Raw genomic sequence first — 23,931 nt, 5'->3', positions numbered from 1 at the left:
ACTAGAAAATGACCGCACAGGTTGACGAGAAGACCACGACGGGCCGCATCGCCCGCGTGATCGGCCCGGTCGTCGACGTGGAGTTCCCCGTCGACGCCATGCCGGACATCTACAACAAGCTCGAGGTCGAGGTCACCATCAGCGGTGAGACCTCCGTCCTGCCGCTCGAGGTTGCCCAGCACATCGGTGACGGCATGGTCCGCGCGATCTCGCTGAAGCCGACCGACGGCGTCGTCCGCGGTGCCTCCGTGAGCGACACCGGCGCCCCGATCACGGTGCCCGTGGGTGACGTCACCCTCGGCCACGTGTTCAACGCGACCGGCGACATCCTCGATGTCGACCCGGCCACGGTCGAGGTCAAGGAGCGCTGGGGCATCCACCGCAAGGCTCCGGCCTTCGACCAGCTCGAGTCCAAGACCCAGATGTTCGAGACGGGCATCAAGGTCATCGACCTCCTCACCCCCTACGTGACCGGTGGAAAGATCGGCCTCTTCGGTGGTGCGGGCGTCGGCAAGACCGTCCTCATCCAGGAGATGATCGCCCGAGTCGCCAAGAACCACGGTGGTGTCTCCGTGTTCGCCGGTGTCGGCGAGCGCACCCGTGAGGGCAACGACCTCATCCACGAGATGCAGGAGGCCGGCGTCTACGACAAGGTCGCCCTGACCTTCGGCCAGATGGACGAGCCGCCGGGCACGCGTCTTCGCGTGGCCCTCTCGGCGCTGACGATGGCGGAGTACTTCCGCGACGTCCAGGGCCAGGACGTGCTGCTGTTCATCGACAACATCTTCCGCTTCACGCAGGCGGGCTCCGAGGTCTCGACCCTGCTCGGCCGGATGCCTTCGGCCGTGGGTTACCAGCCCAACCTCGCCGACGAGATGGGTCTGCTCCAGGAGCGGATCACCTCGACGCGTGGTCACTCGATCACCTCGATGCAGGCGATCTACGTGCCGGCCGACGACTACACCGACCCGGCTCCGGCGACCACGTTCGCCCACCTGGACGCGACCACCGAGCTCTCCCGCGAGATCGCGTCGCTGGGTATCTACCCGGCGGTGGACCCGCTGACCTCGACGTCGCGAATCCTGGACCCGCAGTACATCGGTCAGGACCACTACGACTGCGCCGTCCGCGTCAAGCAGATCCTCCAGCGCAACAAGGAGCTGCAGGACATCATCGCGATCCTGGGTGTCGACGAGCTCTCCGAGGAAGACAAGATCATCGTCTCCCGCGCTCGCCGGATCCAGCGGTTCCTGTCGCAGAACACCTACGTCGCCAAGCAGTTCACCGGCATCGAGGGCTCGACGGTTCCGGTCAAGGACACCATCGAGGCGTTCAACAAGATCGCCGACGGCGAGTACGACCACGTCGCCGAGCAGGCGTTCTTCATGTGCGGTGGCCTCGACGACGTCGAGGCGAAGTGGGCCGAGATCCAGAAGAGCCTCTGATGACGGACGCACTTCAGGTGGAGCTCGTCGCTGCAGACCGCGTGGTCTGGAGCGGTGGGGCCACCATGGTCATCGCCCGAACGGTCGACGGTGATGTCGGCGTCCTGCGCGGTCACGCGCCGGTGCTGTCGGCTCTCACCGAGGCGGTCGTGGAGATCACTCCGGAGGAGGGCACCGAGGTCATCGCGACCGTCGACGGTGGCTTCCTCTCGGTGGCCAACGACCGCGTCTCGATCCTGTCCGAGTACGTGCTGCTGGCCCACGAGATCGACCTCGACCAGGCTCAGGTCGACCTCGAGGAGGCCCGTCGCCTGCTCGGCACGAACAACGACGCCGAGAAGCGCATCCGCCACGCCGAGGCGCGCATCCGCGCTGTCGAGAAGGCCTCATAGGGGAAGAGAGGCGATACCCGGATGGCATGGTGGGAGCTGCTACTGGTCGTTGTGGCCGCATCGCTTCTGCTTGTCCTCGCCTACGGCATCGGGATCGCCGTACGCCGCCGCCTGCTCGCTCGTAACGGCGGCGTCTTCGAACTGAGCCACCGCGTCCGGGACACCAGTCCCGGGCGCGGTTGGGTCATCGGTATCGGTCGCTACTCCGGTGATGCCCAGCTGGAGTGGTTCCGGATCTTCTCGCTCTCGCCCAAGCCCAAACGGGTCTGGCGCCGCGTCGAGATCTCCTACATCTCCAGTCGCTCTCCCGAGGGGATCGAGGAGCTCGTCCTCTACCCCGAGAGCCTGATCGTGACCTGCGACGTCAAGGGCGAGCACATCGACCTCGCCATGGACCAGCAGACCTTGATCGGCTTCCAGGCCTGGCTCGAGTCCCGCCCGATGCGGTCCACCTGGACCGTCTTCTGAGCGTCTTCCTCTGACCGTCTCCGGCACAACACCGGGGTCGGTCGGTCTGCATTCGGGGGCTTCCCTGATTGTCCAGAAGGCATCTGCGGCGGATCGTTGAGGTATGTCCTCAACTGTTCCCACTCCTGTTCCCGGCCAGCCCACACCGCCCGCTCCGCCCACTGCGCCCGCCGGCGACGAGCTCCGCTGCACCGATGCCGACCGCGACCGCGTGATCGAGGTGCTCAAGACCTCCTACGCCGACGGCCGGCTCGACCAGGCCGAGTTCGATGTCCGGTTCGACCTGACCATGAAGGCGAAGACGTACGCCGCCCTGGAGCCGATCACCCGCGACCTCGTGGCGCAGCCGACGCCGATCCCGGCTCCGGCGGCCGCGAAGCCCGCCCGCGACCTGCTGCCGCCGCCCACCACCGAGGAGCGGCTCCTGGCTGCCCTCGCCCAGGCGACGACCTGGGTGCCGATCGTCGTCGGTCCCGCGATCCTCTACTACACCGTCGGCAAGCGCTCCGAGTTCGTGAAGCACCACGCCGCCGGCGCCCTCAACCTGCAGCTCACCCTGCTCGCGGTCACGATCGTGACCTTCGGGCTCGGTGGCGCGCTCTACGGGATCGCCTGGGTCCTCGCGACCGCCTTCGCGGTCGTCGCGCTCGCGGGCGCCCCGCTGCGCCAGCCGTGGGTGCTGCCGATCTTCGGCCGCGGCGGCCCGTACGAGAAGAAGCGGGACTGACTCCCGCACCTGATCCCATCGTCTGGACGCAGCCCGGGGCCCACTAGCCTTTACTCGTGACGCCTCTTCGCGGTGCTCAGGCCGGGTCCGTGGTGGCGTTCGCCACCAACGGCCTGCTGTCCGCGACCTTCATCTCCCGCATCCCGGCGCTCCGAGAGAGCCTCGGCCTGAACAATTCGGCCGTCGGCCTGATGCTGCTGGCGATGGGCGTGGGCTCTGTCGCCGTGCTGCCGCTCGCCGGCGGGCTGGTGATGCGCTGGGGCGCCGCCCGGGTCGTACGCCGCTGCGCGGCCCTCTGTGTCGCCGCCCTGACCATGGTGGCGGTCTCCGGCAGCTGGCTGGGGCAGGCGTGGCTGGTGGCGCTGTTCTTGGTGGCGTACGGCGTCGGCTACGGGATCTGGGACGTCGCCATGAACGTCGGGGGGGCTGCGGTCGAGCGGCTCGGCGGCAAGACGCTGATGCCGCAGCTGCACGCGATGTGGAGCGTCGGCACCGTGCTCGGTGGACTGCTGGGCATCGCCCTGGTGGGTACGTTGCCGACGGTGTGGCACATCGCAGGGGTCGCGGGCATCGCGCTGGTGGTCTGCTGGTGGGGGACCGCGGGCTTCCTCCCCGCGGAGCCGCCTCCGGAGGGGCACTCGCCGCGGCGTGAGCTGCTCGCCGCCTGGCGTTCGCCCCACACGCTGCTGCTGGGGCTGATGGTGCTCGCCTTCGCCGCCGCCGAGGGGAGCGCCAACGACTGGGTCTCGCTGGCGATGATCGACGGCTACGACGTGAGCCACCGGGTCGGCGTGGCGTGCTACGCGGCGTTCGTGCTCTGCATGAGCCTCGCGCGCTTCGCCGGCGCGAAGGTGATCGAAAGGGTCGGTCGGCAGCCGGTCCTGATCACCTCGGCCGCGCTGGCGGGTGCCGGGATCGTGCTGACCGTGTTCGCCGGTTCGTTCGGACTCGCCCTGGCCGGGATCGTCCTGTGGGGCTTCGGCGCGGCCCTCGGCTTCCCCCTGGGGATCAGCATCGCCGCCGACGACGAGACCCGGGCCGCCGCTCGCGTCTCGGTCGTCTCGACGCTGGCCTACGGAGCCTTCCTGGGCTTCCCGCCGATCCTGGGGGCCGTAGGGGACCAGGTCGGCACCCTGAGGGCGCTCCTGGTCGTCGCCGTCCTCATGCTCCCGGCTGCGGCGTTGGCCGCGACGGTGGCGCGGCGGCGTACGTAGACGCCTGCCGAGTCGGCTCATCCTGACGTGAACACATGCCGAGTCGGCGCGTTAGAACGAGCCGAGTCGGCTACACGAGACGGGCTTCGCCCGTTAGTCGAAGAGAGCGCGGATGTCGTCGGCGCCGATGGTGGAGCCCATGGCGCCTTCGCCGTCGACGACCTTCGCGAAGAGCTCGGCCTTGCGCTCCTTGAGCTCCATGACCTTCTCCTCGATCGTGTCGGTCGACACCAGCCGGTAGACCATGACGTGCTGGGTCTGGCCGATGCGGTGGGCGCGGTCGACGGCCTGGGCCTCGGCGGCGGGGTTCCACCAGGGGTCGAGCACGAAGACGTAGTCGGCCTCGGTGAGGGTCAGGCCGACGCCGCCGGCCTTGAGGGAGATCAGGAAGACCGGGGCGTCGCCGTCGCGGAAGCTCTCGATCACCGCGCCGCGGTCGCGGGTGGCGCCGTCGAGGTAGGCGGCGTCGATGCCCGCCTCCGTGAGCCGGGTGCGTGCCCGGCCGAGGAACGAGGTGAACTGGCTGAAGACCAGCGCCTTGTGGCCCTCGGCGGCGAGCTCCTCGATGTGGTCGACGAGGGTGTCGAGCTTGGCGGAGCCGACCTCGTCGTCATCGGGGTCGACGAGGCCGGGGTCGAGGGAGAGCTGCCGCAGCCTGGTCAGCGCACTGAGGATCGCGACCCGGTTGTCGTTGAAGTCGTCGAGCAGGTGCAGGATCCGCTGCCGCTCCTTGGCCAGGTGGGCGTCGTAGATCTTGCGGTGAGCCGGGTTGAGGTCGACGCCGAGCACCTGCTCCTGTTTGGGCGGCAGGTCGTCGGCGACGAGCTCCTTCGTACGCCGCAGCAGGAACGGTCGCAGCCGGGTCCGGAACCGGCGCAGCGCCGCATCATCGCCCGACTTCTCCACCGGAGAGACCACCGTGTCGCGGAACAGCCGCGGGCTGGGGTAGAGCCCCGGCGCCGTGATCGAGAGCAGCGCCCACAGCTCCATCAGCCGGTTCTCGAACGGCGTGCCCGTCACCGCGAGACGCCAGCGGGCGTCGATGCGGCGGGCGGCCGCGTACGTCTTGGACTGGTGGTTCTTGACCTGCTGGGCCTCGTCGAGGACGAGACCGGCCCAGGGGCGCCCGGCGAAGGCGTCCTGCTCGAGCCGGAGGATGGCATAGGTCGTGACCACGACGTCGGCATCCTCGCGCGCCTCGGCGACGGAGTCGATGCGTTTGCTGACCGTGCTCACCCGGAGACCGGGGGTGTGGCGGCGGGCCTCCTGGACCCAGGCCGGTACGACGCTGGTGGGTGCCACCACGAGGTAGGGCGCTCGCGGCCCCGGCTGCGAGTGCACGGCATGGGAGATCGTGGCCAGCACCTGGAGCGTCTTGCCCAGACCCATGTCGTCGGCGAGGATCCCGCCGAGGCCCTGCTCGTGCAGGAACGCCAGCCAGTGGAACCCGTCGAGCTGGTAGTGACGCAGCTCGGTCGCCAGCCCGGTCGGCTCCGGCCGGGGGATCTCGCGCAGGTCGCGCAGCGCCTGGGCCCGCTGGACCCATTCGGCGGCCTGCTGGTCGACCACGCCGAGCTCGGCGAGCTCGGCCCAGACGCCGAGGTCGTGCTTGCCGACCGCGAGCCCGTCGCCGGTGCGCTCGTGGAGCTGCCCGGCGGCCTCGACGACGTTGCGCAGCCGGTCGAGCTCGGGTCGGTCGGTGGTGATGTAGGTGCCGCTGGGGAGGATCAGGTGGTCGTCGCCGCGGGTCAGGGCGCCGAGTACGTCGGGAAGCGGGACGGCCTCGGTGCCGATCCGGATCACGACCTGCAGATCGAGCCAGTCCTGCCCGGCCACGGCAGCACCGTCGGGCGAGGTGACCTCGAAGGAGATCTCGGGATCCTCGTCGGTCTCGCGGAAGTCGGGCCGCTCGACCTCGGTGATCTCGACGCCCTCGACCTCACGCAGCGCCGGCAGGTCGTGGATGGCGAGCGCGAGCGCGTCGCCGTCGCGTACCTCCTGCTTGCGGAGCAGCTCGGCCGAGACCTTCGCGCGCAGCGCGGCCTCCTCGGCCGGGTTGCGGACCAGACCGAGGTCCTCGCGGGAGTCCACCGGGTAGTGACGTACGCCGTAGGCCCAGGTCCAGCCGAGCGTGGCATGGGTCGAGCTGCGCCAGGTGACGGTCAGGGTCAGCCGGGGCGCGGGAGGCTCGGGGATGTCGAGGGAGCCGTCGGCCGAGCGCAGTGGCACCAGGCGGGCCAGCGGGCCCAGCAGAGCGCTCAGGGTGCCGATCTCGGCCTCGGGGACGGTCAGCGGGTCCCGGGCGGTCACCAGTCGCTGTGCGTGGGTCGAGAGCGGTCCGGACAGGTCGGCGAGGTGGAGCACCCCGGCGTCGAGCACGCCCACCGAGCGGGTCGGGCGACCGATCGGGAGCACGGTCGGGCCGGCGAAGACCCGGTCGCCGTGGGCCAGCCCGAAGCGGAGGACGGCCTCGCCGTCTTCGCGGCGCAGCTCACCGGCGAGCGAGAGCGGCTCGTCGAAGATCACCACGCCGCGTACGTTCTCGCCGGGCAGGACGGTCACACCGCCACGGATCGCGTCGCGGAGCAGGGTGACCGCGTGCTCGCCGAAGTCGGCGAGACCGAGCGAGGAGCCACGGGCGTAGAGCAGCCGGTCGGAGCGGAGCTGGCGAGCCAGCTCCTGCAGGGGGAGCAGCTGGCTGCGGGGGAAGTCCTTGCCGGGCACCGCGTTGGGGATGTTGGCCCAGTCGGCGCCGGTCTTCGCCCAGCGTTCGCGGTTGCCCATGCGCATCGGGCGCAGCTCGACGCTCGGAGAGCCCGCAACGGCCGATCGCGGGCTGTGCACGTCGATCTCCAGCGCCAGCGCGGGCAGGTCGTCCTCGGGCTTGTTGTCCTCGGCGAGCTGGCCCAGGAGCGTACGCAGCTCCGTCTCCCACGACGGGCCCAGCGGCGTCGCCGCCGTGCGCGAGCCGGCGAGGACCAGGCCCAGCGCGGCACCGTGCTTGCAGTTGTTGTGCACGGGGCAGCTGCACGAGCTCGTCGCTCGGACGACGCCGTTCCTGGAGTCCAGGTTGAGCGTCACGCGGTAGGGAGCCGGGCTGGTGCCCCTGACCTCGGCTGCCGCTCGCAGCGTGTTGCCGACCTCCGTGACCCGGGGCTCACCGACGCGGCCCTGGGCTGCGTAGGCCTCGCCACGCTCGATGGTCTGAGGGTCGAAGGTCTCGCGGAGCAGGTCGTTCGTGAGAGCTTCGAGCAAGGGCACCCGATCTATTCTTCCAGCATGAGGCGGGTTCTGCGACTTCGTGGACGCTGGTGGTGAGCAGCGTCTCGTTCGTTGCGGTGGCAGTGGTCTAGACCGGCGAGGCGCCAGGACGGGGTGGCGGTGCATTCAGCGGCGTGCATAGGCGCATGTCCGCCATCTCGTCCGGGACAACCGGATCCGAAGCGATCGCGACAACTTTGTCGCGCAAAAGGAAAGCCACCTCGATCCGAGCGGGGGGATCCGGACCGAGGTGGCGATGAATACTTTCGGCCAAGTTGCCGGTGAATGCAAGTCGAACCGCTATGGCGGGAATGTGACGTGTCATATATCTGCCATGATTGCGGGTGTTCGTTCCCCCGCCACGGAAAGGCATCTCGGATGCTCGATGCGCTCGGTCTCGACAACCTGGAAGAGGCGGTCTACCGCCAGCTGGTCGGCGCGCCCTCGGCCAACCTCGAGGAGCTGGCCGAGGTGGCCGAGCTGGACACCTACGCGGTCTCGGCGGTGCTGTCCGCGCTGGAGGGGAAGGGTCTGGTCGCTCGGGCCTCGGCCGGCCAGGACCGATACGTCGCCTCCCCGCCGGCGGTGGCGCTCGGGGCGCTGCTCGTGCAGCGCCAGGACGAGCTGCGCCGCGCGCAGGTCGAGATGACCGAGCTCGCCGGGCTCTATCGCGGCTCGGTGGCTCGCCGGGACGTGGCCGACGTCGTGGACGTCGTGCACGGCACCGAGGCCATCGCCCAGCGGTTCGCCCAGCTGCAGTACTCGGCGAAGAAGTGCATCCAGGCGCTGCAGAAACCGCAGGCCGCGGTCGTCACCCGGGAGGATGCCGACGAGGCCGAGCGGGCCGCGATCGAACGCGGGGTCCGGCACGACATCGTCCTCGAGCGCTCCGTCTTCGACACCCCCGGCATCTACGAGACCATCGACTCCGGCCTCGAGATCGGGATCGAGCTGCGGGTGGTGCCGACGGTGCCGCTGCGCGCCTTCATCGTCGACCGGGAGATCGCCCTGATCCCGCTCATGCAGGGCTCGACTCCTTCGGGCGAGCACAACACGGTCCAGGACGCCCTGCTGCTCCACCCCAGCGGTCTCCTCGACGCGATCATCGCCCTCTTCGACCTGATCTGGACCTCCGCGCCCAAGCTGGTCGCGACGCCCGAGGGCACGGTCGAGACGGCCGCCGATCGCCTCGAGCCCCTGGACACCAAGGTGCTCTCGCTGCTGCTCGCCGGCCTGACCGATGCCTCCATCGGGGCCCAGCTCGGGCTGTCGCTGCGTACGGTCCAGCGGCGGGTGCGCCAGATGATGGACCGTGCGCACGTCGACACCCGCCTCCAGCTCGGTTATGAGGCGGGGCGTCGCGGCTGGCTGTGACGCCGAGCCCTACCGCTCGCCGCCGGGCACCCACAAGACGTCGCCCTGCTCGCGGTTGGCGTGCCGGGCGAGGATGAAGAGCAGGTCGCTGAGGCGGTTGAGGTAGGTCAGGGCGAGCTTGTTCATGGTCTCGCCATGGAGCTCGTACGCGGCCCAGGCGGCCCGCTCCGCGCGGCGTACGACGGTGCGGGCCACGTGGAGGTGGGCCGCGGCCACGGTGCCGCCGGAGAGGATGAACGAGCGCAGCTTCTCCAGGGACTCGTTGTACTCGTCGCACCAGGCCTCGAGCCGGTCGATGTAGGTCTGCTCGACGCGCAGCGGCGGGTACTCGGGGTCGTCGACGACGGGGGTCGAGAGGTCGGCGCCGACGTCGAACAGGTCGTTCTGGACGGTCGTCAGCACTTTCACGACGTCCTCGTCGATGCCGCCATGGGCCAGTGCGACACCGATCGCCGCCCCGGCCTCGTCGGTGGTCGCGTACGCCTCCAGCCGCAGATCAGTCTTGGCGGTCAGGCTCATGTCGCCCAGCCGGGTCTCACCGGCGTCGCCGGTGCGGGTGTAGATGCGTGTCAGGTTGACCATGCGCTGAGCCTATGCGGACGGCCCACTTCCCGGCGAGCGTGGTCATTTGACAGAAAATAGTGACGGTAGTGGCCAATGAGGCTGGTGAGGTGCAACCAATCGAAGCTGCCGCGCGTCATAGTGGGCGAGAGGGAGCGTCGTGTGACGCGTAGAGCTTCTGTGTAGGGCAATCCACTTCCTGGGGGATGGAGGCAGGGCATGGAGATCTTGATCGACGGGCCGACGCTGGTGTTGAACGGGGATTTCGACGTACGCAGCACCTGGATGGCACGCAGCGTGATCTATGACCATCTCGACTCGGTGGAGGGTGACGTCGTGCTCGACGTCTCCGGCGTGAGCAGTGCTGATGTGACGGCGCTGAAGCTGCTCGCCGTCGCGACCCGCCAGGCCCACGCGGAGGGCCGCCGCCTCACTCTGCAGGGGTGCACCCCGGCGGTGCGCCGGATGCTCCACCTCTCCAGGCTCTATCGTGTGCTCGAGGTGGAGAACTCCCCGCTCATCGCGTAGCGGGTCAAGGAGTGGCCGGCGAGTGACATCTTCCACACCGGAGCCGGTTACTGAGCGGTAACCGAGGGGCTAGCATGCCTCTTATGACGGACACCACGCCTTCCGAGCAGAGCCGCCCGGCGAAGGATCGCTCCTGGCTGATGCGGACGTACGCCGGCCACTCGACCGCCGAGGCGTCCAACGAGCTCTATCGCACCAACCTCGCCAAGGGTCAGACCGGTCTCTCGGTCGCCTTCGACCTGCCCACGCAGACCGGCTACGACCCCGACAGCGTCCTCGCCCGCGGCGAGGTCGGCAAGGTGGGCGTGCCGATCATGCACATGGGGGAGATGCGCAAGCTCTTCGACCAGATCCCGCTCACCGAGATGAACACCTCGATGACGATCAACGCGACCGCCATGTGGCTGCTCGCGATGTATCAGGTCGCCGCCGAGGAGCAGAACCCCGGGATGGACCCTGCCGAGGTGGCCGCCAAGCTGGCCGGCACCACCCAGAACGACATCATCAAGGAGTACCTCTCCCGGGGGACGTACGTCTTCCCGCCGGAGCACTCCCTGCGGCTGATCTCGGACATGATCGCCTACACCGTCCACCAGATCCCGAAGTGGAACCCGATCAACATCTGCAGCTACCACCTGCAGGAGGCCGGGGCGACGCCGGTGCAGGAGATCGCGTACGCGATGTGCACCGCCATCTCGGTCCTCGACCAGGTCAAGGCCTCCGGCCAGGTCTCCGAGGAGGACTTCGGCAAGGTCGTCGGGCGGATCTCGTTCTTCGTCAACGCGGGCGTGCGCTTCGTCGAGGAGATGTGCAAGATGCGCGCCTTCGTCGAGCTGTGGGACGAGATCACCCGTGAGCGCTACGGGGTCGAGGACCCGAAGATGCGCCGGTTCCGCTACGGCGTCCAGGTCAACTCCCTCGGCCTGACCGAGGCGCAGCCGGAGAACAACGTCCAGCGGATCGTGCTGGAGATGCTCGCCGTGACGCTGTCCAAGAACGCGCGTGCACGCGCGGTGCAGCTGCCCGCCTGGAACGAGGCGCTGGGCCTCCCGCGTCCGTGGGATCAGCAGTGGTCGCTGCGCCTGCAGCAGGTGCTGGCCTACGAGTCCGACCTGCTGGAGTACGGCGACCTCTTCGACGGCTCGCCGGTCGTCGAGGCCAAGGTGGCCGAGCTCGTGGCCGGTGCCAAGGAGGAGATCGACCGGGTCCAGGCCATGGGCGGAGCGATCGCCGCGGTCGACACCGGCTACATGAAGTCCGAGCTGGTCTCCTCCCACGCGCGCCGTCGCGCCGCGATCGAGTCCGGCGACGAGATCATCGTCGGCGTCAACAAGTTCACCACGACCGAGCCGAGCCCGCTGACCGCCGACCTGGACGCCGCGATCATGGTGGCCGACCCCCGCGCCGAGGAGGCCGCCAAGGCCTCCCTCGAGGCGTGGAAGGCCGAGCGTGACGAGTCGGCCGTCGCCGAGGCGCTGGCCGCGCTGGCGGCCGCCGCGAAGACCGACGCCAACCTGATGTCGGCGACCCTGGAAGCGGCCCGTGCGGGCGCGACCACGGGCGAGTGGGCCGGCACCCTGCGCGAGGTCTTCGGGGAGTTCCGGGCGCCCACCGGTGTCTCCGGCGCCGTCGGCGCCGCGGAGGCAGGTGCGGAGCTCTCGGCCGTACGCGACCGGGTCAAGGCCACCGGCGAGGAGCTCGGCGTCAAGCTGCGCATGCTCGTCGGCAAGCCGGGCCTCGACGGTCACTCCAACGGTGCCGAGCAGGTCGCCGTCCGGGCCCGTGACGCCGGCTTCGAGGTCATCTACCAGGGCATCCGGCTCACCCCGGAGCAGATCGTGGCCGCGGCGGTCGCCGAGGACGTACACGTCGTCGGGCTCTCCATCCTCTCCGGCTCGCACATGTCGTTGGTGCCGTCGGTGGTCGAGGGGCTGCGCGAGGCGGGTCTCGGTGACGTACCCGTCATCGTGGGTGGCATCGTGCCCGAGTCCGACGCCAGGACGCTGCTCGAGTCGGGAGTCGCGGCGGTCTACACGCCCAAGGACTTCAGCCTCACCGAGATCATGGCCGACATCGTCGAGGTCATCCGTAAGGCGAACGGTCTCTCCTGACGGGCCTCTCTTGAGCCGAGGCTCGACACGGCTCCCGAAAAAACTTCGGGAGCCGTGTCGATCCGGTGTCGTCGCCATTCGTGATGTGGGCAGAGGGAGGCAGACAGCGCCTCCCGCCACTTCACGGGAGTACGAGATGTCCACGATCACCACCGCCCAGCAGACCACCCGCTCGACCCGCGCGGCCCGCAAGCCTGTCTGGCTCCATGGCCTCGGTGCCACGGTCGTCGCCAGCGCCGTCGTCACCGTCCTCGCCGTGGCTGCCTCGGCGGCCGGGGTGAGCTTCGAGACCGCCAGCGGCACGATCCCGCTCGCCGGCTACGCCCAGCTGACCGCCCTCTTCTCGCTCATCGGGGTCGCGATGGCCGCGGTGATGGCGCGCGTGGCCCGCCGCCCGCGACGTACGTTCGTGGTCACCACCGTCGTGCTGACCGTCGCCTCGCTCGTCCCTGACGTGGCCTTCGGCTTCGATGCCGCCAGCGCGGTCGTCCTGATGCTCCTGCACGTCGTCGCCGCCGCGATCGTCATCCCGGTGCTGGCTCGTCGTCTCGCCGCGTGAGGCGAGTAGCCTGCCGAGCATGCGAGTAACGGTGGTCGGAGCCGGGGTCATCGGGCTCTCGTGCGCGGTACGGCTGCTGGAGGCCGGTCACGAGGTCAGCGTGATCGGCCGGGAGCGGACGAGCGGGACCACCTCGGCGGTGGCCGGCGGGTTCTGGTTCCCCTATCTGGCCGAGCCGCGCGACCGGGTGACCGCCTGGGCCGTCGAGACCTTCCGGGAGCTCGCCCGGCTGGCCGAGGAGGAGCCGGAGGCCGGCGTACGTATGGTGCACGGCACCCAGCACAACCCGGAGGCCGACCTGTGGTGGGCCGCGCCGCTCACCGACCTGACCGTCACCGAGGGCCGCGCCGAGTTCACCGCCCCGATCGCCGAGATGCCGGTCTACCTGCCGTGGCTCGAGCGCCGGGTCACCGAGGCGGGTGGGCGCATCACGACCGGGACCGTCGACGATCTGGCGAGTCTGGACGCCGATCTCGTGGTCAACGCGACCGGGCTCGGCTCGAGAGAGCTGGTCGGCGACACCAGCCTGTACCCGGTGCAGGGCCAGATCGTCGTCCTGGGGCCGGGCGCCACCGAGGAGTGGCTGGAGACCGAGGGCGAGGCGCCCTCCTACGTCTTCCCGCGCGGTGGCGACACCGTGGTCGGAGGTACGTCGGTGCCGCACGCCTGGGACCAGAGCCCGGACCCGCGTACGGCTGAGCGGATCCTGGCCGACGCCACCGCCGCCGTGCCGGAGATCGCGAACGCCGAGGTCAGGGCCCATCTGGTCGGCCTCCGCCCGGCACGGCCGTCGGTCCGGCTGGAACGCGAGGGGCGGGTGGTCCACTGCTACGGCCACGGCGGCGCCGGGGTGACGCTGAGCTGGGGCTGTGCTGCTGAGGTGGCGGCACTCGCGGAAGTAAGGCACACCTAACCCGGCTGTTACCCTTCGAGCGTGGGCAAGAAGAGGAAGCCTCCCAAGACGGAGTGCTGCGTGTCGAAGTCGCGCTGCAAGCGGTGCCCGATCCGCATGCTGAAGGAAGGCACCCTGCCTGAGGGGATGACGGTCAAGAAGCGCCGTCTGGTGACCCTCGACGGCAAGCCGGTCAAGAAGAAGCACCTGGCCGCTTGACGGGAAAGGCGCCGCCAAGTTGCGCCCGAGGTGGTAGGAATTGCCTTGCAGTCGATTACCTACTCGTGCAAGGACGTTACCGATGCCTCATGCCACCCGCCGCTCTGTCCTGTCCGGTGCTGCTGTCACGGGCGCCGCGGCGCTGAGCGCTGCCGGCTACACCGCCACGCCGGCCCACGGTGCGAACGGCGCGGGCAAGCCGGACGCCGTCCGGCTGACCGTGCTCGGCACGACCGACCTGCACGGCAACGTCTTCAACTGGGACTACTACAAGAACGCCGAGTTCTCGAACAGCGCCGGCAACGAGATCGGCGTCGCCAAGGTCAAGACGCTGATCGATGCCGTCCGCGAGGAGCGTCGCGGCGAGCCGATCCTCACCATCGACGCCGGTGACACCATCCAGGGCACCCCGCTGGCCTACTACTACGCCCGGATCGACCCGATCACCGAGGGCGCGATCCACCCGATGGCGCGGGCGATGAACCTGGTCGGCTACGACGCCGCCGCGCTCGGCAACCACGAGTTCAACTACGGCATCGACACGATCCGGAAGTTCGAGGAGCAGGTGAACTTCCCGATGCTCGGTGCCAACGCGGTCGACCCGTCGACGAAGCGCCCGGTCTTCCCGCCCTACGTCATCAAGGAGTTCCGTCTCAGCCGCGGCCGCCGCCTCAAGGTCGGCGTGCTCGGCCTCACCAACCCCGGCATCGCGATCTGGGACAAGGCCAACGTCGAGGGCAGGATGGAGTTCCCCGGCCTGGTCGAGCAGGCCAAGATCTTCGTCCCCGAGCTCAAGAAGGCCGGCTGCGACCTGGTCATCATCAGTGCCCACTCCGGCGCCGACACCTCCAGCTCCTACGGTGACGACCTGCCCCCGGAGAACGCCGCGACCCTGGTCGCCGAGCAGGTCCCAGACGTCGACGCGATCCTCGTCGGCCACGCCCACCGGGAGATCACCGAGCGCTTCGTCACCAACACCGAGACCGGCAAGCAGGTCCTGCTGACCGAGCCCCTCTACTGGGGCATGCGCGTCTCCGTGATGGACCTGGTCGTACGCCAGGAGAAGCGTCACGGCCGGCCCCGCTGGGTCCTGGAGTCGGCGACCTCGCAGACGCTCAACTCCAACACAGTCGACGCCGACCCCGAGGTCTCCGCTGCGGTGCAGGAGCAGCACGACGTCGTGATCGACTACGTCAACTCCGTCGTCGGCACCTCGGCGGTGGAGATGCTGGCCGCTCGGGCGGTCGTCGAGGACGTACCCATCATCGACTTCGTCAACTTCGTCCAGGCCGACGCGGTCAAGGCGGCGCTGACGGGGTCGGACGCCGAGCTGCCGGTCATCTCGATCGCGGCCCCGTTCAGCCGTGCCGCGGCCTTCCCCGCGGGCGAGGTGACCGTACGCGACGTGGCCGGTCTCTACATCTACGACAACACCCTCATGGCGGTGCGCATCACCGGCGCCCAGCTCAAGGACTACCTCGAGTTCACCGCCCGCTACTTCAAGCAGGTCAGCGGCACGGGCCCGTTCCCGATCGACGAGGTGACCAACGCGCCGACGGACACCGCGCCCAACGGCACGCCCGACTACAACTTCGACACGATCGCCGGGCTGGACGCGGCGCTGACCTACGACATCGACATCGCGGCTGCGGTGGGCTCGCGGATCACCGACCTCGCCTACGACGGCGTCGCGGTGACCGATGCGCAGGAGTTCGTGCTCGCGGTCAACAACTACCGCCAGTCCGGTGGCGGCGGCTTCCCGCACGTCACCGACGCCACCGTGGTCTACAACCAGCAGGTCGAGATCCGGCAGCTGCTCATCGACTGGGTCACCGCCCACCAGGTCATCGACCCGGCCGCCTTCGCCTCGGTCGACTGGCGCCTCGTCTCCGGCGGCGAGCCCATCACCGTCAACTCCTGAGACGCCGAGTCGGCTCGTCCTGACCGAAATTCCTGCCGAGTCGGCTCGTCATGACGAGCCGACTCGGCAGGTTTCTACGTCAAGATGAGCCGACTCGGCAGCCGAGTCAGCGGGGGTTGATCCAGTTGAGCAGCTGGCTCATCGAGATCAGCAGATCGTCCAGCCGCCGCTCCACGCTGTCCAGACGCGCGTTGACGCTGTCGATCGCGGCGTCGGTGCGCTCCATCCGGCTCTTGATCGCATGGAACTCTGCCGTGTGCATCTGCTGCATCGTCAGGAGATCGATCATGATCGCCTCGACGTCGCTCACGGACAGGCGGCCCCCAACGCCATGCCCCGAGTAGTTCATGGACATGGCGTGAATATTGTCACGCCAACCCTACTCAAAGGTAAGAAATGGTGTTTCACCTGCGTGAACTTGCCTGACCGTGCACCAACTGTTGGTCAGAAGAGTCTCTCGGTCGGATCATCGAGGCCGCGGAGGGCGTCGTAGTCGACGATCGCGCAGGTGATCCCGCGGTCCTCGGCGAGCACTCGCGCCTGCGGCTTGATCGCCTGGGCGGCGAAGATACCGCGCACCGGGGCGAGCAGCGGGTCGCGGTTGAGCAGCTCGAGATAGCGGGTCAGCTGCTCGACGCCGTCGATCTCGCCGCGCCGCTTGATCTCGACCGCGACCGACCTGCCGGCGGCGTCGCGGCACATCAGGTCGACCGGTCCGATCGCGGTGGGGTACTCGCGGCGTACGAGGATCAGGCCCTCGCCCAGCGTCGCCGGGTGATCGGCGAGGAGCTCCTGGAGGTGCTTCTCGACGCCGTCCTTCTGCAGACCGGGGTCGATGCCGAGCTCATGGGAGGACTCGTGGTGGATCTCGTCGATCAGGATGCGCAGGGTGTCGTCCGTCTTGGACGTGACCGTCCACTCGAGGCGGCCGTCGTCGGCCTTGCCCTCCGAGAGGGTGCAGGGCGGCGACATCCAGTTGAGGGGCTTGTAGGAGCCCCCGTCGGAGTGGACCAGCACCGATCCGTCGGCCTTGAGCATCAACACCCTGGTGGCCATCGGAAGGTGGGCGGTGAGCCGCCCCGCGTAGTCGACCTGGCAGGTGGCAACGACGAGTCTCACCGGGAGAACGTATCGCATGGGCTGATGTGAGCAGCGTCACGCCACCAGGGGTTACTCATGGGTAATAAATTTGGCAGTCTTCCGTCGCATGACGGTTTCGACCCAGGGATCCATCCACGACGTGCTCGTGCTGCCCTATCTCAACCACGCCATTCGGATGCTCGAGTCGGGCTACGCCACCGCTACCGACATCGACAACGCCATGTGCTTCGGCTGCGGCTACCCCCAGGGTCCGCTGGCCACGGCCGACGAGATCGGTGCCGCCGCCGTACGCGACGCGCTGCTCGCCCGCTTCGAGGAGACGGGCGACAACCTGCACAAGCCCGCCGACCTGCTCACCAAGGTCGCCGGCGAGACCGGGACGTTCGCCGCGGTGGCCGGGGACCACCTGAAGGCTCCGGAGCTGCGCCACACGATCGAGAAGATCGGCGTGGTCGGCACCGGCACCATGGCCTCGGGCATCGTCCAGGTCTTCGCCCAGGCCGGGTACGACGTCGTCTTCGTCGGCCGCTCCCAGGAGAAGCTCGACGGGGTCGTCGCCGGCATCACCAAGTCGCTCGACAAGGCCATCGCGAAGGGCCGCTCGGACGAGGAGACCAAGGTCGCGGTGCTCGGCCGCCTCACCGGTACCACCTCGCGCGAGGATCTCGGCGCGGCCGACCTGATCGTCGAGGGCATCGCCGAGGATCTCGAGATCAAGACCCAGCTCTTCAAGGACCTCGACCGGATCGCCAAGCCGGGCGCGATCCTGGCCACGACCACCAGCTCGATGCCGATCACCGAGCTCGCCAAGGTCACCGCGCGCCCCGGCGACGTCATCGGGATGCACTTCTTCAACCCCGCGCCGGTCATGAAGCTCGTCGAGGTGGTCACCACCGACCTCACCTCGCCCGAGGTCGACGAGACCGTGCGCGCGCTGTCCACCGCGGTCAAGAAGGTCCCGGTCTCCTGCGGCGACCGTTCCGGCTTCATCGTCAACGCGCTGCTGTTCCCCTACCTCAACGACGCCGTGAAGCTCCACGAGTCCGGCGTCGAGATGGCCGAGATCGACGCCGCGATCAAGGAGACCGCCGGTTTCCCGATGGGCCCGTTCGAGCTCCTCGACGTCGTCGGCAACGACGTCTCCCTGGCCATCCAGTCCGAGCTCCGCAACGAGTTCGGCGAGCCCGGCTTCGAGCCCGCCGCGCTCCTGGTCGAGAAGGTCCAGGAGGGCAAGCTCGGCCGCAAGACCGGCGAGGGCTTCCACACCTACTGATCAGCCGACTCCGCACCTGTGGCGGCCGAGTCTGCAGATATGGGCGACGAATCGACATTTTCGTCGACCACAACTGCAGATTCGGCCGCCATTTCTCACCATTCGGCCGCCATAGGTCACTTCTCGGCTCGGGGTTTGGGGTAGCCGCGGCGTACGGCTCGGTCCAGGATCCCCAGGGTGGCCCGGATCGACTTCTGGTCGATGACCGGGAAGATCGACTTCCACTCGGGGAGTGCGGTGGACCAGTCGCAGTACGAGGTGACGCGGGTGTCGCCGGAGTCGAGCCGCTCGAGCTGGTAGCCGAAGCGGTGACCGATCGCCGGCTTGATGGTGCCGTCGATGGTCCACTCGATCGCCCGGTCGGGTTCGAACCCGGTGATGATCACGGTGACGTCGTACTTGCCCAGGGGGTAGTCGCCGAGGGCCTCGCGGTCCATGTGGACGACGAAGCGGTCGCCGACCGCCCCCACCGGCGATCCCTCCGCGGACTGGAGCATGCCAGCGGCGTCGATGGCGACGTGTCCGTCGGGGTCGATGAGAACGGCGAAGATGTCGGCGGGGGAGGCGGGGATGATCCGCTCGGCGTCGATGCGCTCGGCCTCGATGCGTTCGGCGGTCTGGGTCTGGTCGGTCACAGCGCCCGAATCTAGCGGCATCCCCGGCGTGCCGAACCTCACCCCATGGCAGGATGCTCGGCATGAGTGAGCGCACGATCGAGACAGTCGGAGTCGTCGGCCTGGGCACCATGGGTGCGGGGATCGCGGAGGTGTTCGCCCGCAACGGATTCACCGTGGTCGGGATCGAGCGGGACGAGGAGGGCCTCGAGCGCGGCAAGGCCCACCTGGCGCACTCGACCGGTCGCGCGGTCAAGCGCGGCAAGCTCAGCGAGGAGGAGCAGGAGGCGCTGCTCGGCCGGATCTCCTTCGCCACCGACGCGACCGCGCTCAAGGACGTCGACATGGTCGTCGAGGCCGTCGTGGAGTCGCTGGAGCTGAAGAAGTCGATCCTCGCCACCCTCGACGAGATCGTGGCCCCCGAGACCATCTTGGCGACCAACACCTCGTCGCTGTCGGTGACCGAGATCTCGACCGCGTCCAAGCACCCCGGGCGGGTCGTCGGCGTGCACTTCTTCAACCCTGCCCCGGTGCAGAAGTTCGTCGAGATCGTACGCACCGTGGTGACCGAGCCGGACGTGCTCGAGGAGGCGCGCCAGGTCGTCGGCAAGCTGGGCAAGTCGCCGGTGGTCTGCGGTGACCGGGCCGGGTTCATCGCCAACGCCCTGCTCTTCGGCTACCTGAACCACGCGGTCTCGATGTTCGAGGGCCACTACGCCACTCGCGAGGACATCGACACCGCGATGCGGCTCGGCTGCGGCTACCCGATGGGCCCGCTGGCGCTGCTGGACCTGATCGGGCTCGACACCTCCTACGAGATCCTCGACACGATGTACCGCCAGGGTCGCGACCGGCTGCACGCCCCCGCGCCGATCCTCAAGCAGATGGTCACTGCCGGGATGCTCGGGCGGAAGTCGGGCCGCGGCTTCTACACCTACGAGGCCGCCGACTCGCCGATCGTGGTCCCGGACGCGCTGACCCCGAGCGCCGACGCCACCCACGCGCTGCGTCGTCCGATCGCCAAGGTGGGCGTGGTCGGCACCGGGACGATGGCGTCGGGGATCGTCGAGGTCTTCGCCAAGGGCGGCTACGACGTGATGTACGTCGGGCGCGGTCAGGACAAGGTCGACGGTGTCGCCGCGCGGATCACCAAGAGCCTGGACAAGGCGATCGGCCGGGGCAAGCTGGAGGAGTCGGCGAAGCCGGAGATCCTCGGCCGGCTCACCGGCACCACCTCGCTCGACGACCTGGCCGACGTCGACATCGTCGTGGAGGCGATCGCCGAGGACCTGGCCATCAAGACCACGCTCTTCGAGAACCTCGACGACATCTGCAAGCCGGGCGCGATCCTGGCGACCACCACCTCGAGCCTGCCGGTCATCGAGCTGGCGAAGGTGACCAAGCGGCCGTCCGACGTCGTCGGGATGCACTTCTTCAACCCGGCACCGGTGATGAAGCTGGTCGAGGTCGTCTCCACCGTGACCACGGACGAGGAGGTCGCCGAGACCGTCCGCGCCCTCTGCACGGAGGTCGGGAAGTCGCCGGTCTCGTGCGGTGACCGGGCCGGGTTCATCGTCAACGCGCTGCTCTTCCCCTACCTCAACGACGCGGTCAAGATGCTCGAGGGGCACTACGCGACCGCCGACGACATCGACACCGCCATGAAGCTCGGCTGTGCGCTGCCGATGGGGCCGTTCGAGCTGCTCGACGTGGTCGGCAACGACGTCTCGCTGGCCATCGAGCGCGAGCTCTACCTGGAGTTCCGTGAGCCGGGCTTCGCGCCCGCGCCGCTGCTGGAGCACCTGGTCACCGCTGGCTACCTCGGCCGCAAGACCGGCAAGGGCTTCCGCGACTACAGCTGAAGCGCTGGGCACGGCTGAGCGCGTGCCTTGACGAAGTCCCAGGTCCCACCACTGTGCCAGTACATTGGAGGACGTGGGACTTCTGATCGCACTTCTCATCGTCGTCGCGGTGATCGGGACCGTGGTAGTGACCAGCAAGCGTTCGCAGGCGCGAGCGCTGGAAAAGCAGCGCGCTGACCTCGAACCGGTCAAGCAGCTCGCCTTCGAGGACGTGACCGCGTTCGGCGAAGAGCTGCAGAAGCTCGACCTGGACATGGCCGGCAAGGAGCTCGACGAGGGCGCCAACGCCGACTACCAGCGCGCCCTGGACGAGTACGAGACGGCCAAGCGCACCGTCGACAAGATGACCGAGCCCGACGACGTCAAGAAGATCACGACGATCGTCGAGGACGGCCGCTATGCGGTCGCCTGCGTCAAGGCGCGGGTGGCCGGCGAGCCGCTGCCGAAGCGTCGCCCGCCGTGCTTCTTCGACCCCCGCCACGGGCTCTCGGTCGAGGACGTCGCTTGGGCGCCGCCGGGCGGCACCACTCGTGACGTGCCCGCCTGTGCGCTCGACGCCGAGCGCGTCAAGGTCGGCGCGGAGCCCGACACCCGCAAGGTGATGGTGGGCAACGAGCGCGTTCCCTACTGGCAGGGTGGCCCGGCCTACCGGCCCTACGCCGCCGGCTACTTCGGCGCCTTCTCGCCGATGGACTGGATGTTCGCCGGGCTGATGTTCAGCGCCTTCGGCGGCTTCGACGCCTTCGGTGAGATCGGCGAGGGCATGGGCGATGCGATCGGCGGCATCGGCGAGGGCATGGGTGACATGTTCGGCGGGATCGGGGACGGCATCGGCGACATGTTCGACGGCTTCGATTTCTAGCGGCGTACGCTTCCCCGGTGCCACCACTTCACACGCTCGAGCTCGGCGAGGCCGGAAGTCGCGTCGTCTTCCTGCACGGACTCTTCGGACAGGGACGCAACTGGAACACGCTCGGCAAGCAGCTGGCCGACAGGCATCGGGTCACGCTCGTCGACCTGCCTCACCACGGCCGCTCGCCGCAGCCTGACACCTTCGACTACCTCGAGGTGACCGCGGCCGTCGCCGAGCTGCTCTCCGCCGACGACCCCGCGACCGTGGTCGGCCACTCCATGGGCGGCAAGGTGGCGATGCTGCTCGCGATCACCCGCCCGGAGCTGGTCGCGAAGCTCGTCGTGGCCGACATGTCCCCGGTCGTCTACGAGCGCGTCGGTGGGTTCAAGACGTACGTCGACGCCATGCAGAGTCTTGACCTGGACCGCATCACCCGCCGCGAGGAGGCCGACGCCGGGATGCAGGAGGCCGTCCCCGACGCCACGGTCCGCGGCTTCCTGCTGCAGAACCTGCGCCGCGACGGCGACGGCTGGCGCTGGGCGATGAACCTGGACGTCCTCGGCCGTGACCTCGACCGCATCGGCGACTGGCCGACGGAGGAGCTGAAGGCGTACGAGCCGTACGACGGGCCGGTTCTGTGGCTCGCCGGAGAGCTGTCGAACTACGTCACCGACGAGTACGCGCCGGCGATGAAGGAGTGGTTCCCGCGCTACCGCAAGGTGACGATCAAGGGTGCCGGTCACTGGGTCCACTCCGAGAAGCCGCAGACCTTCCTGGCGGCTCTTCGTCAGTTCCTGGGCGACTGAGACGTCAAAAGGGACCGAGCAGCGGCCGGCCCGCGTCTACGCTGTGCGGCATGGAGCGTGACAGACCCGTCATCGTGTTGGTCGGCGGCGAGCACGCCGACATCATCGAGCAGGAGTTCCGGGCCCGGTACGACCGTGACTACCGGATCGAGCCGGTGGTGGGCTTCGCCGCGGGACTCGACAGGACGCGCGAGCTCGTGGCCGAGGGTGCGCAGATCGCGATGGTCGCCGCCGAGCACGTGCTCGACGACGGCACCTCGATCCAGTTCCTGCACCGCGTGCCGGCCATCGTGGCGACGGCGCGGCGTGTCGCGCTGGTCTCGTGGGACGACTTCTCCGATGCTCTCGACGACCTGCGCGCCGCGGCGCTCCAGCGTGAGATGGACACCTTCGTGCTCATCCCACGCGGCCCGCGGGACGAGGAGTTCCACACCGCGCTGATCGAGCTGCTCTCTGAATGGGGCTGGTCGGTGGGCAGGCCCCTGGTGACCGTGACCGACGTCGTGGCCGAGCCCGGCGACCGAGCCGCGGCGGCGGTCCGGGACCTGCTCGACCGCATGGGCTTCCCGCATCGCGCGCTCGAGCCGAGCGACGACGAGGCGCAGGAGCTCATCGAGGCCGCCGGCCCAGGGGCACGGCTGCCGCTGGTCCGTACGTTCTCGGGTCGCGTGGTCTCCGGGGCGACGGCAGCGACGGCCGCCGAGGCCATCTACGGCGGGTTCGACGAGATTCCCGAGGGTGTGATCGCCGACGTCGCCATCGTGGGCGGCGGGCCGGCGGGCCTCGCGACAGCCGTCTACGCGGCGTCGGAGGGGTTGGCGACGGTCCTCGTGGAGCGCGACGCGATCGGTGGCCAGGCGGGCTCGAGCTCCATGATCCGCAACTACCTCGGCTTCCCGCGCGGCATCTCGGGGATGCGCCTCGCCCAGCGATCCCGTATCCAGGCCGGACGGTTCGGTGCGCGTTTCTTCACGGGGCGACCGGTGACCCGGATCGAGCCCGGTCCGGACGACGAGCCCGAGCACCAGCACGTGCACGTGCGCGGCGCGCAGTTCTGCGCCCGTACGGTCGTGCTCGCGATGGGTGTCACCTACCGGCGTCTCGGGGTGGCTGGTGTGGACGACCTGGTGGGCGCGGGCGTCTACTACGGGGCCGCGACGTCGATGGCGCGCGAGATGCAGGGCCGTGAGGTCTTCGTGATCGGCGGGGGCAACTCGGCCGGGCAGGCGGCCATCCACCTCGCCAAGTTCGCCACCGCGGTGACGATCCTGGTCCGGCGTCACGAGCTCGCCGAGACCATGTCGGCCTATCTGGTCCGAGAGATCGAGGCGACCTCGAACATCCAGGTCCGGACCCGCACCGTCGTCGCCGACGGCGGGGGCGACGGCCAGCTGGGGTGGCTGAGCCTGGAGGACCTCGACACCGGTGAGCAGACCACGACGTCGGCCGACGGTCTCTTCTGCCTGCTCGGAGCGGAACCCGACTGCTCGTGGCTGGCGGAGGCGGTGGCGCTCGACGAGCACGGGTTCGTCCTGACCGGCCGCGACGTACCGCGCGACGCGTGGGTCGACGGGAACCCGCCCGCCAGCCTGGAGACGACGGTGCCGGGCGTGTTCGCCGTCGGCGACGCGCGCGCCGGATCCATGAAACGAGTCGCCTCCGCGAGCGGTGAGGGTGCCTCCGTGCTTCCGCTGGTGCACGCCCACCTGGCACGCTTGCGCGCCCGGGAGTTCGGCGCCTGAGCCCCTGG

22 protein-coding genes are annotated in these 23,931 nt (G+C 69.1%); 17 read left to right on the top strand and 5 right to left on the bottom strand.

Annotated features, from left to right (window positions below):
* Positions 1-8 precede the first annotated feature (8 nt).
* The 5 genes from atpD (at position 9) to ABZ796_RS18035 (ending at position 4,246) form a co-directional block, all read left to right on the top strand.
* Entirely contained in the window at positions 9-1,445 is a 1,437-nt protein-coding gene (gene atpD / locus ABZ796_RS18055) for a F0F1 ATP synthase subunit beta (RefSeq protein WP_357338659.1), read from the top strand.
* Positions 1,445-1,837, top strand: a complete 393-nt coding sequence (locus ABZ796_RS18050; protein ID WP_357338658.1) for a F0F1 ATP synthase subunit epsilon — start codon at positions 1,445-1,447, stop codon at positions 1,835-1,837. The genes atpD and ABZ796_RS18050 overlap by 1 nt, the downstream gene beginning before the upstream one ends.
* Before the next feature lie 51 nt (positions 1,838-1,888).
* Complete coding sequence (locus ABZ796_RS18045) at positions 1,889-2,305, top strand: DUF2550 domain-containing protein (protein WP_357338657.1); 417 nt, start codon at positions 1,889-1,891, stop codon at positions 2,303-2,305.
* A 103-nt stretch (positions 2,306-2,408) separates the two neighbouring features.
* Positions 2,409-3,032 (top strand): DUF1707 and DUF4870 domain-containing protein, encoded by a 624-nt coding sequence (locus tag ABZ796_RS18040; RefSeq protein ID WP_357338655.1) that lies wholly within the window; start codon positions 2,409-2,411, stop codon positions 3,030-3,032.
* Between the two features lie 56 nt (positions 3,033-3,088).
* Complete coding sequence (locus ABZ796_RS18035; protein WP_357338654.1) at positions 3,089-4,246, top strand: MFS transporter; 1,158 nt, start codon at positions 3,089-3,091, stop codon at positions 4,244-4,246.
* Between the two features lie 93 nt (positions 4,247-4,339).
* Here the strand turns inward: ABZ796_RS18035 and ABZ796_RS18030 are convergent, their stop codons facing one another.
* The gene (locus tag ABZ796_RS18030; RefSeq protein ID WP_357338653.1) at positions 4,340-7,507 is read right to left on the bottom strand and encodes a DEAD/DEAH box helicase; all 3,168 of its coding nucleotides are present in this window, start codon (positions 7,505-7,507) and stop codon (positions 4,340-4,342) included.
* Between the two features lie 378 nt (positions 7,508-7,885).
* Here ABZ796_RS18030 and ABZ796_RS18025 point away from each other — a divergent pair, with 378 nt between their 5' ends.
* Positions 7,886-8,881: a helix-turn-helix domain-containing protein gene (locus ABZ796_RS18025; protein WP_357338652.1), complete on the top strand. Its 996-nt coding sequence runs from the start codon at positions 7,886-7,888 to the stop codon at positions 8,879-8,881.
* 9 nt (positions 8,882-8,890) lie between these two features.
* Here the strand turns inward: ABZ796_RS18025 and ABZ796_RS18020 are convergent, their stop codons facing one another.
* Positions 8,891-9,463, bottom strand: coding sequence for a cob(I)yrinic acid a,c-diamide adenosyltransferase (locus tag ABZ796_RS18020; protein ID WP_357338651.1), 573 nt, complete (start codon positions 9,461-9,463; stop codon positions 8,891-8,893).
* A gap of 198 nt (positions 9,464-9,661) precedes the next feature.
* Between ABZ796_RS18020 and ABZ796_RS18015 the strand changes: the two genes are divergently transcribed.
* The 6 genes from ABZ796_RS18015 to ABZ796_RS17990 all read left to right on the top strand — a co-directional run bounded on the left by ABZ796_RS18015 (position 9,662) and on the right by ABZ796_RS17990 (position 15,672).
* Complete coding sequence (locus tag ABZ796_RS18015; protein WP_357338650.1) at positions 9,662-9,970, top strand: STAS domain-containing protein; 309 nt, start codon at positions 9,662-9,664, stop codon at positions 9,968-9,970.
* Between the two features lie 83 nt (positions 9,971-10,053).
* Positions 10,054-12,081, top strand: coding sequence for a protein meaA (locus ABZ796_RS18010; RefSeq protein WP_357338649.1), 2,028 nt, complete (start codon positions 10,054-10,056; stop codon positions 12,079-12,081).
* Between the two features lie 136 nt (positions 12,082-12,217).
* Positions 12,218-12,640 carry a DUF6069 family protein gene (locus tag ABZ796_RS18005; RefSeq protein WP_357338648.1) on the top strand — a complete coding sequence of 141 codons (423 nt, stop codon included), beginning with the start codon at positions 12,218-12,220 and terminating at the stop codon, positions 12,638-12,640.
* A gap of 19 nt (positions 12,641-12,659) precedes the next feature.
* On the top strand, positions 12,660-13,553 hold the full coding sequence (locus ABZ796_RS18000; RefSeq protein ID WP_357338647.1) for an FAD-dependent oxidoreductase: 894 nt from the start codon (positions 12,660-12,662) through the stop codon (positions 13,551-13,553).
* A gap of 21 nt (positions 13,554-13,574) precedes the next feature.
* Positions 13,575-13,751, top strand: coding sequence for a hypothetical protein (locus tag ABZ796_RS17995; protein ID WP_008362162.1), 177 nt, complete (start codon positions 13,575-13,577; stop codon positions 13,749-13,751).
* An 82-nt stretch (positions 13,752-13,833) separates the two neighbouring features.
* Entirely contained in the window at positions 13,834-15,672 is a 1,839-nt protein-coding gene (locus ABZ796_RS17990) for a 5'-nucleotidase C-terminal domain-containing protein (RefSeq protein WP_357338646.1), read from the top strand.
* Positions 15,673-15,778: 106 nt separating this feature from the next.
* Here ABZ796_RS17990 and ABZ796_RS17985 read toward each other — a convergent pair whose 3' ends face one another.
* Together ABZ796_RS17985 and nucS are read right to left on the bottom strand one after the other, a co-directional pair.
* Positions 15,779-16,027 carry a hypothetical protein gene (locus ABZ796_RS17985; RefSeq protein WP_143033774.1) on the bottom strand — a complete coding sequence of 83 codons (249 nt, stop codon included), beginning with the start codon at positions 16,025-16,027 and terminating at the stop codon, positions 15,779-15,781.
* An 89-nt stretch (positions 16,028-16,116) separates the two neighbouring features.
* Positions 16,117-16,791, bottom strand: coding sequence for an endonuclease NucS (nucS, locus tag ABZ796_RS17980; RefSeq protein ID WP_357338645.1), 675 nt, complete (start codon positions 16,789-16,791; stop codon positions 16,117-16,119).
* An 88-nt stretch (positions 16,792-16,879) separates the two neighbouring features.
* Here nucS and ABZ796_RS17975 point away from each other — a divergent pair, with 88 nt between their 5' ends.
* Entirely contained in the window at positions 16,880-18,046 is a 1,167-nt protein-coding gene (locus tag ABZ796_RS17975; RefSeq protein ID WP_357338643.1) for a 3-hydroxyacyl-CoA dehydrogenase NAD-binding domain-containing protein, read from the top strand.
* A 116-nt stretch (positions 18,047-18,162) separates the two neighbouring features.
* Here ABZ796_RS17975 and ABZ796_RS17970 read toward each other — a convergent pair whose 3' ends face one another.
* A complete protein-coding gene (locus tag ABZ796_RS17970; protein ID WP_357338641.1) occupies positions 18,163-18,681 on the bottom strand; it encodes a polyketide cyclase in 519 nt (172 codons plus the stop codon).
* 62 nt (positions 18,682-18,743) lie between these two features.
* Between ABZ796_RS17970 and ABZ796_RS17965 the strand changes: the two genes are divergently transcribed.
* The 4 genes from ABZ796_RS17965 (at position 18,744) to ABZ796_RS17950 (ending at position 23,923) form a co-directional block, all read left to right on the top strand.
* Complete coding sequence (locus ABZ796_RS17965) at positions 18,744-20,522, top strand: 3-hydroxybutyryl-CoA dehydrogenase (protein WP_357338640.1); 1,779 nt, start codon at positions 18,744-18,746, stop codon at positions 20,520-20,522.
* Between the two features lie 73 nt (positions 20,523-20,595).
* Positions 20,596-21,384: a hypothetical protein gene (locus ABZ796_RS17960; protein WP_357338639.1), complete on the top strand. Its 789-nt coding sequence runs from the start codon at positions 20,596-20,598 to the stop codon at positions 21,382-21,384.
* Between the two features lie 17 nt (positions 21,385-21,401).
* Positions 21,402-22,181: an alpha/beta fold hydrolase gene (locus tag ABZ796_RS17955; RefSeq protein WP_357338637.1), complete on the top strand. Its 780-nt coding sequence runs from the start codon at positions 21,402-21,404 to the stop codon at positions 22,179-22,181.
* Between the two features lie 50 nt (positions 22,182-22,231).
* The gene (locus ABZ796_RS17950) at positions 22,232-23,923 is read left to right on the top strand and encodes an FAD-dependent oxidoreductase (protein WP_357338636.1); all 1,692 of its coding nucleotides are present in this window, start codon (positions 22,232-22,234) and stop codon (positions 23,921-23,923) included.
* Positions 23,924-23,931: the final 8 nt, after the last annotated feature.

It is taken from the genome of Nocardioides sp. NPDC047086, from assembly GCF_040643685.1.
In the GTDB taxonomy this organism is placed as follows: Bacteria; Actinomycetota; Actinomycetes; order Propionibacteriales; family Nocardioidaceae; genus Nocardioides.
The sequence above is the reverse complement of the archived record's forward strand: the minus strand, read 5'-3'. Positions and strand labels throughout refer to the sequence as shown.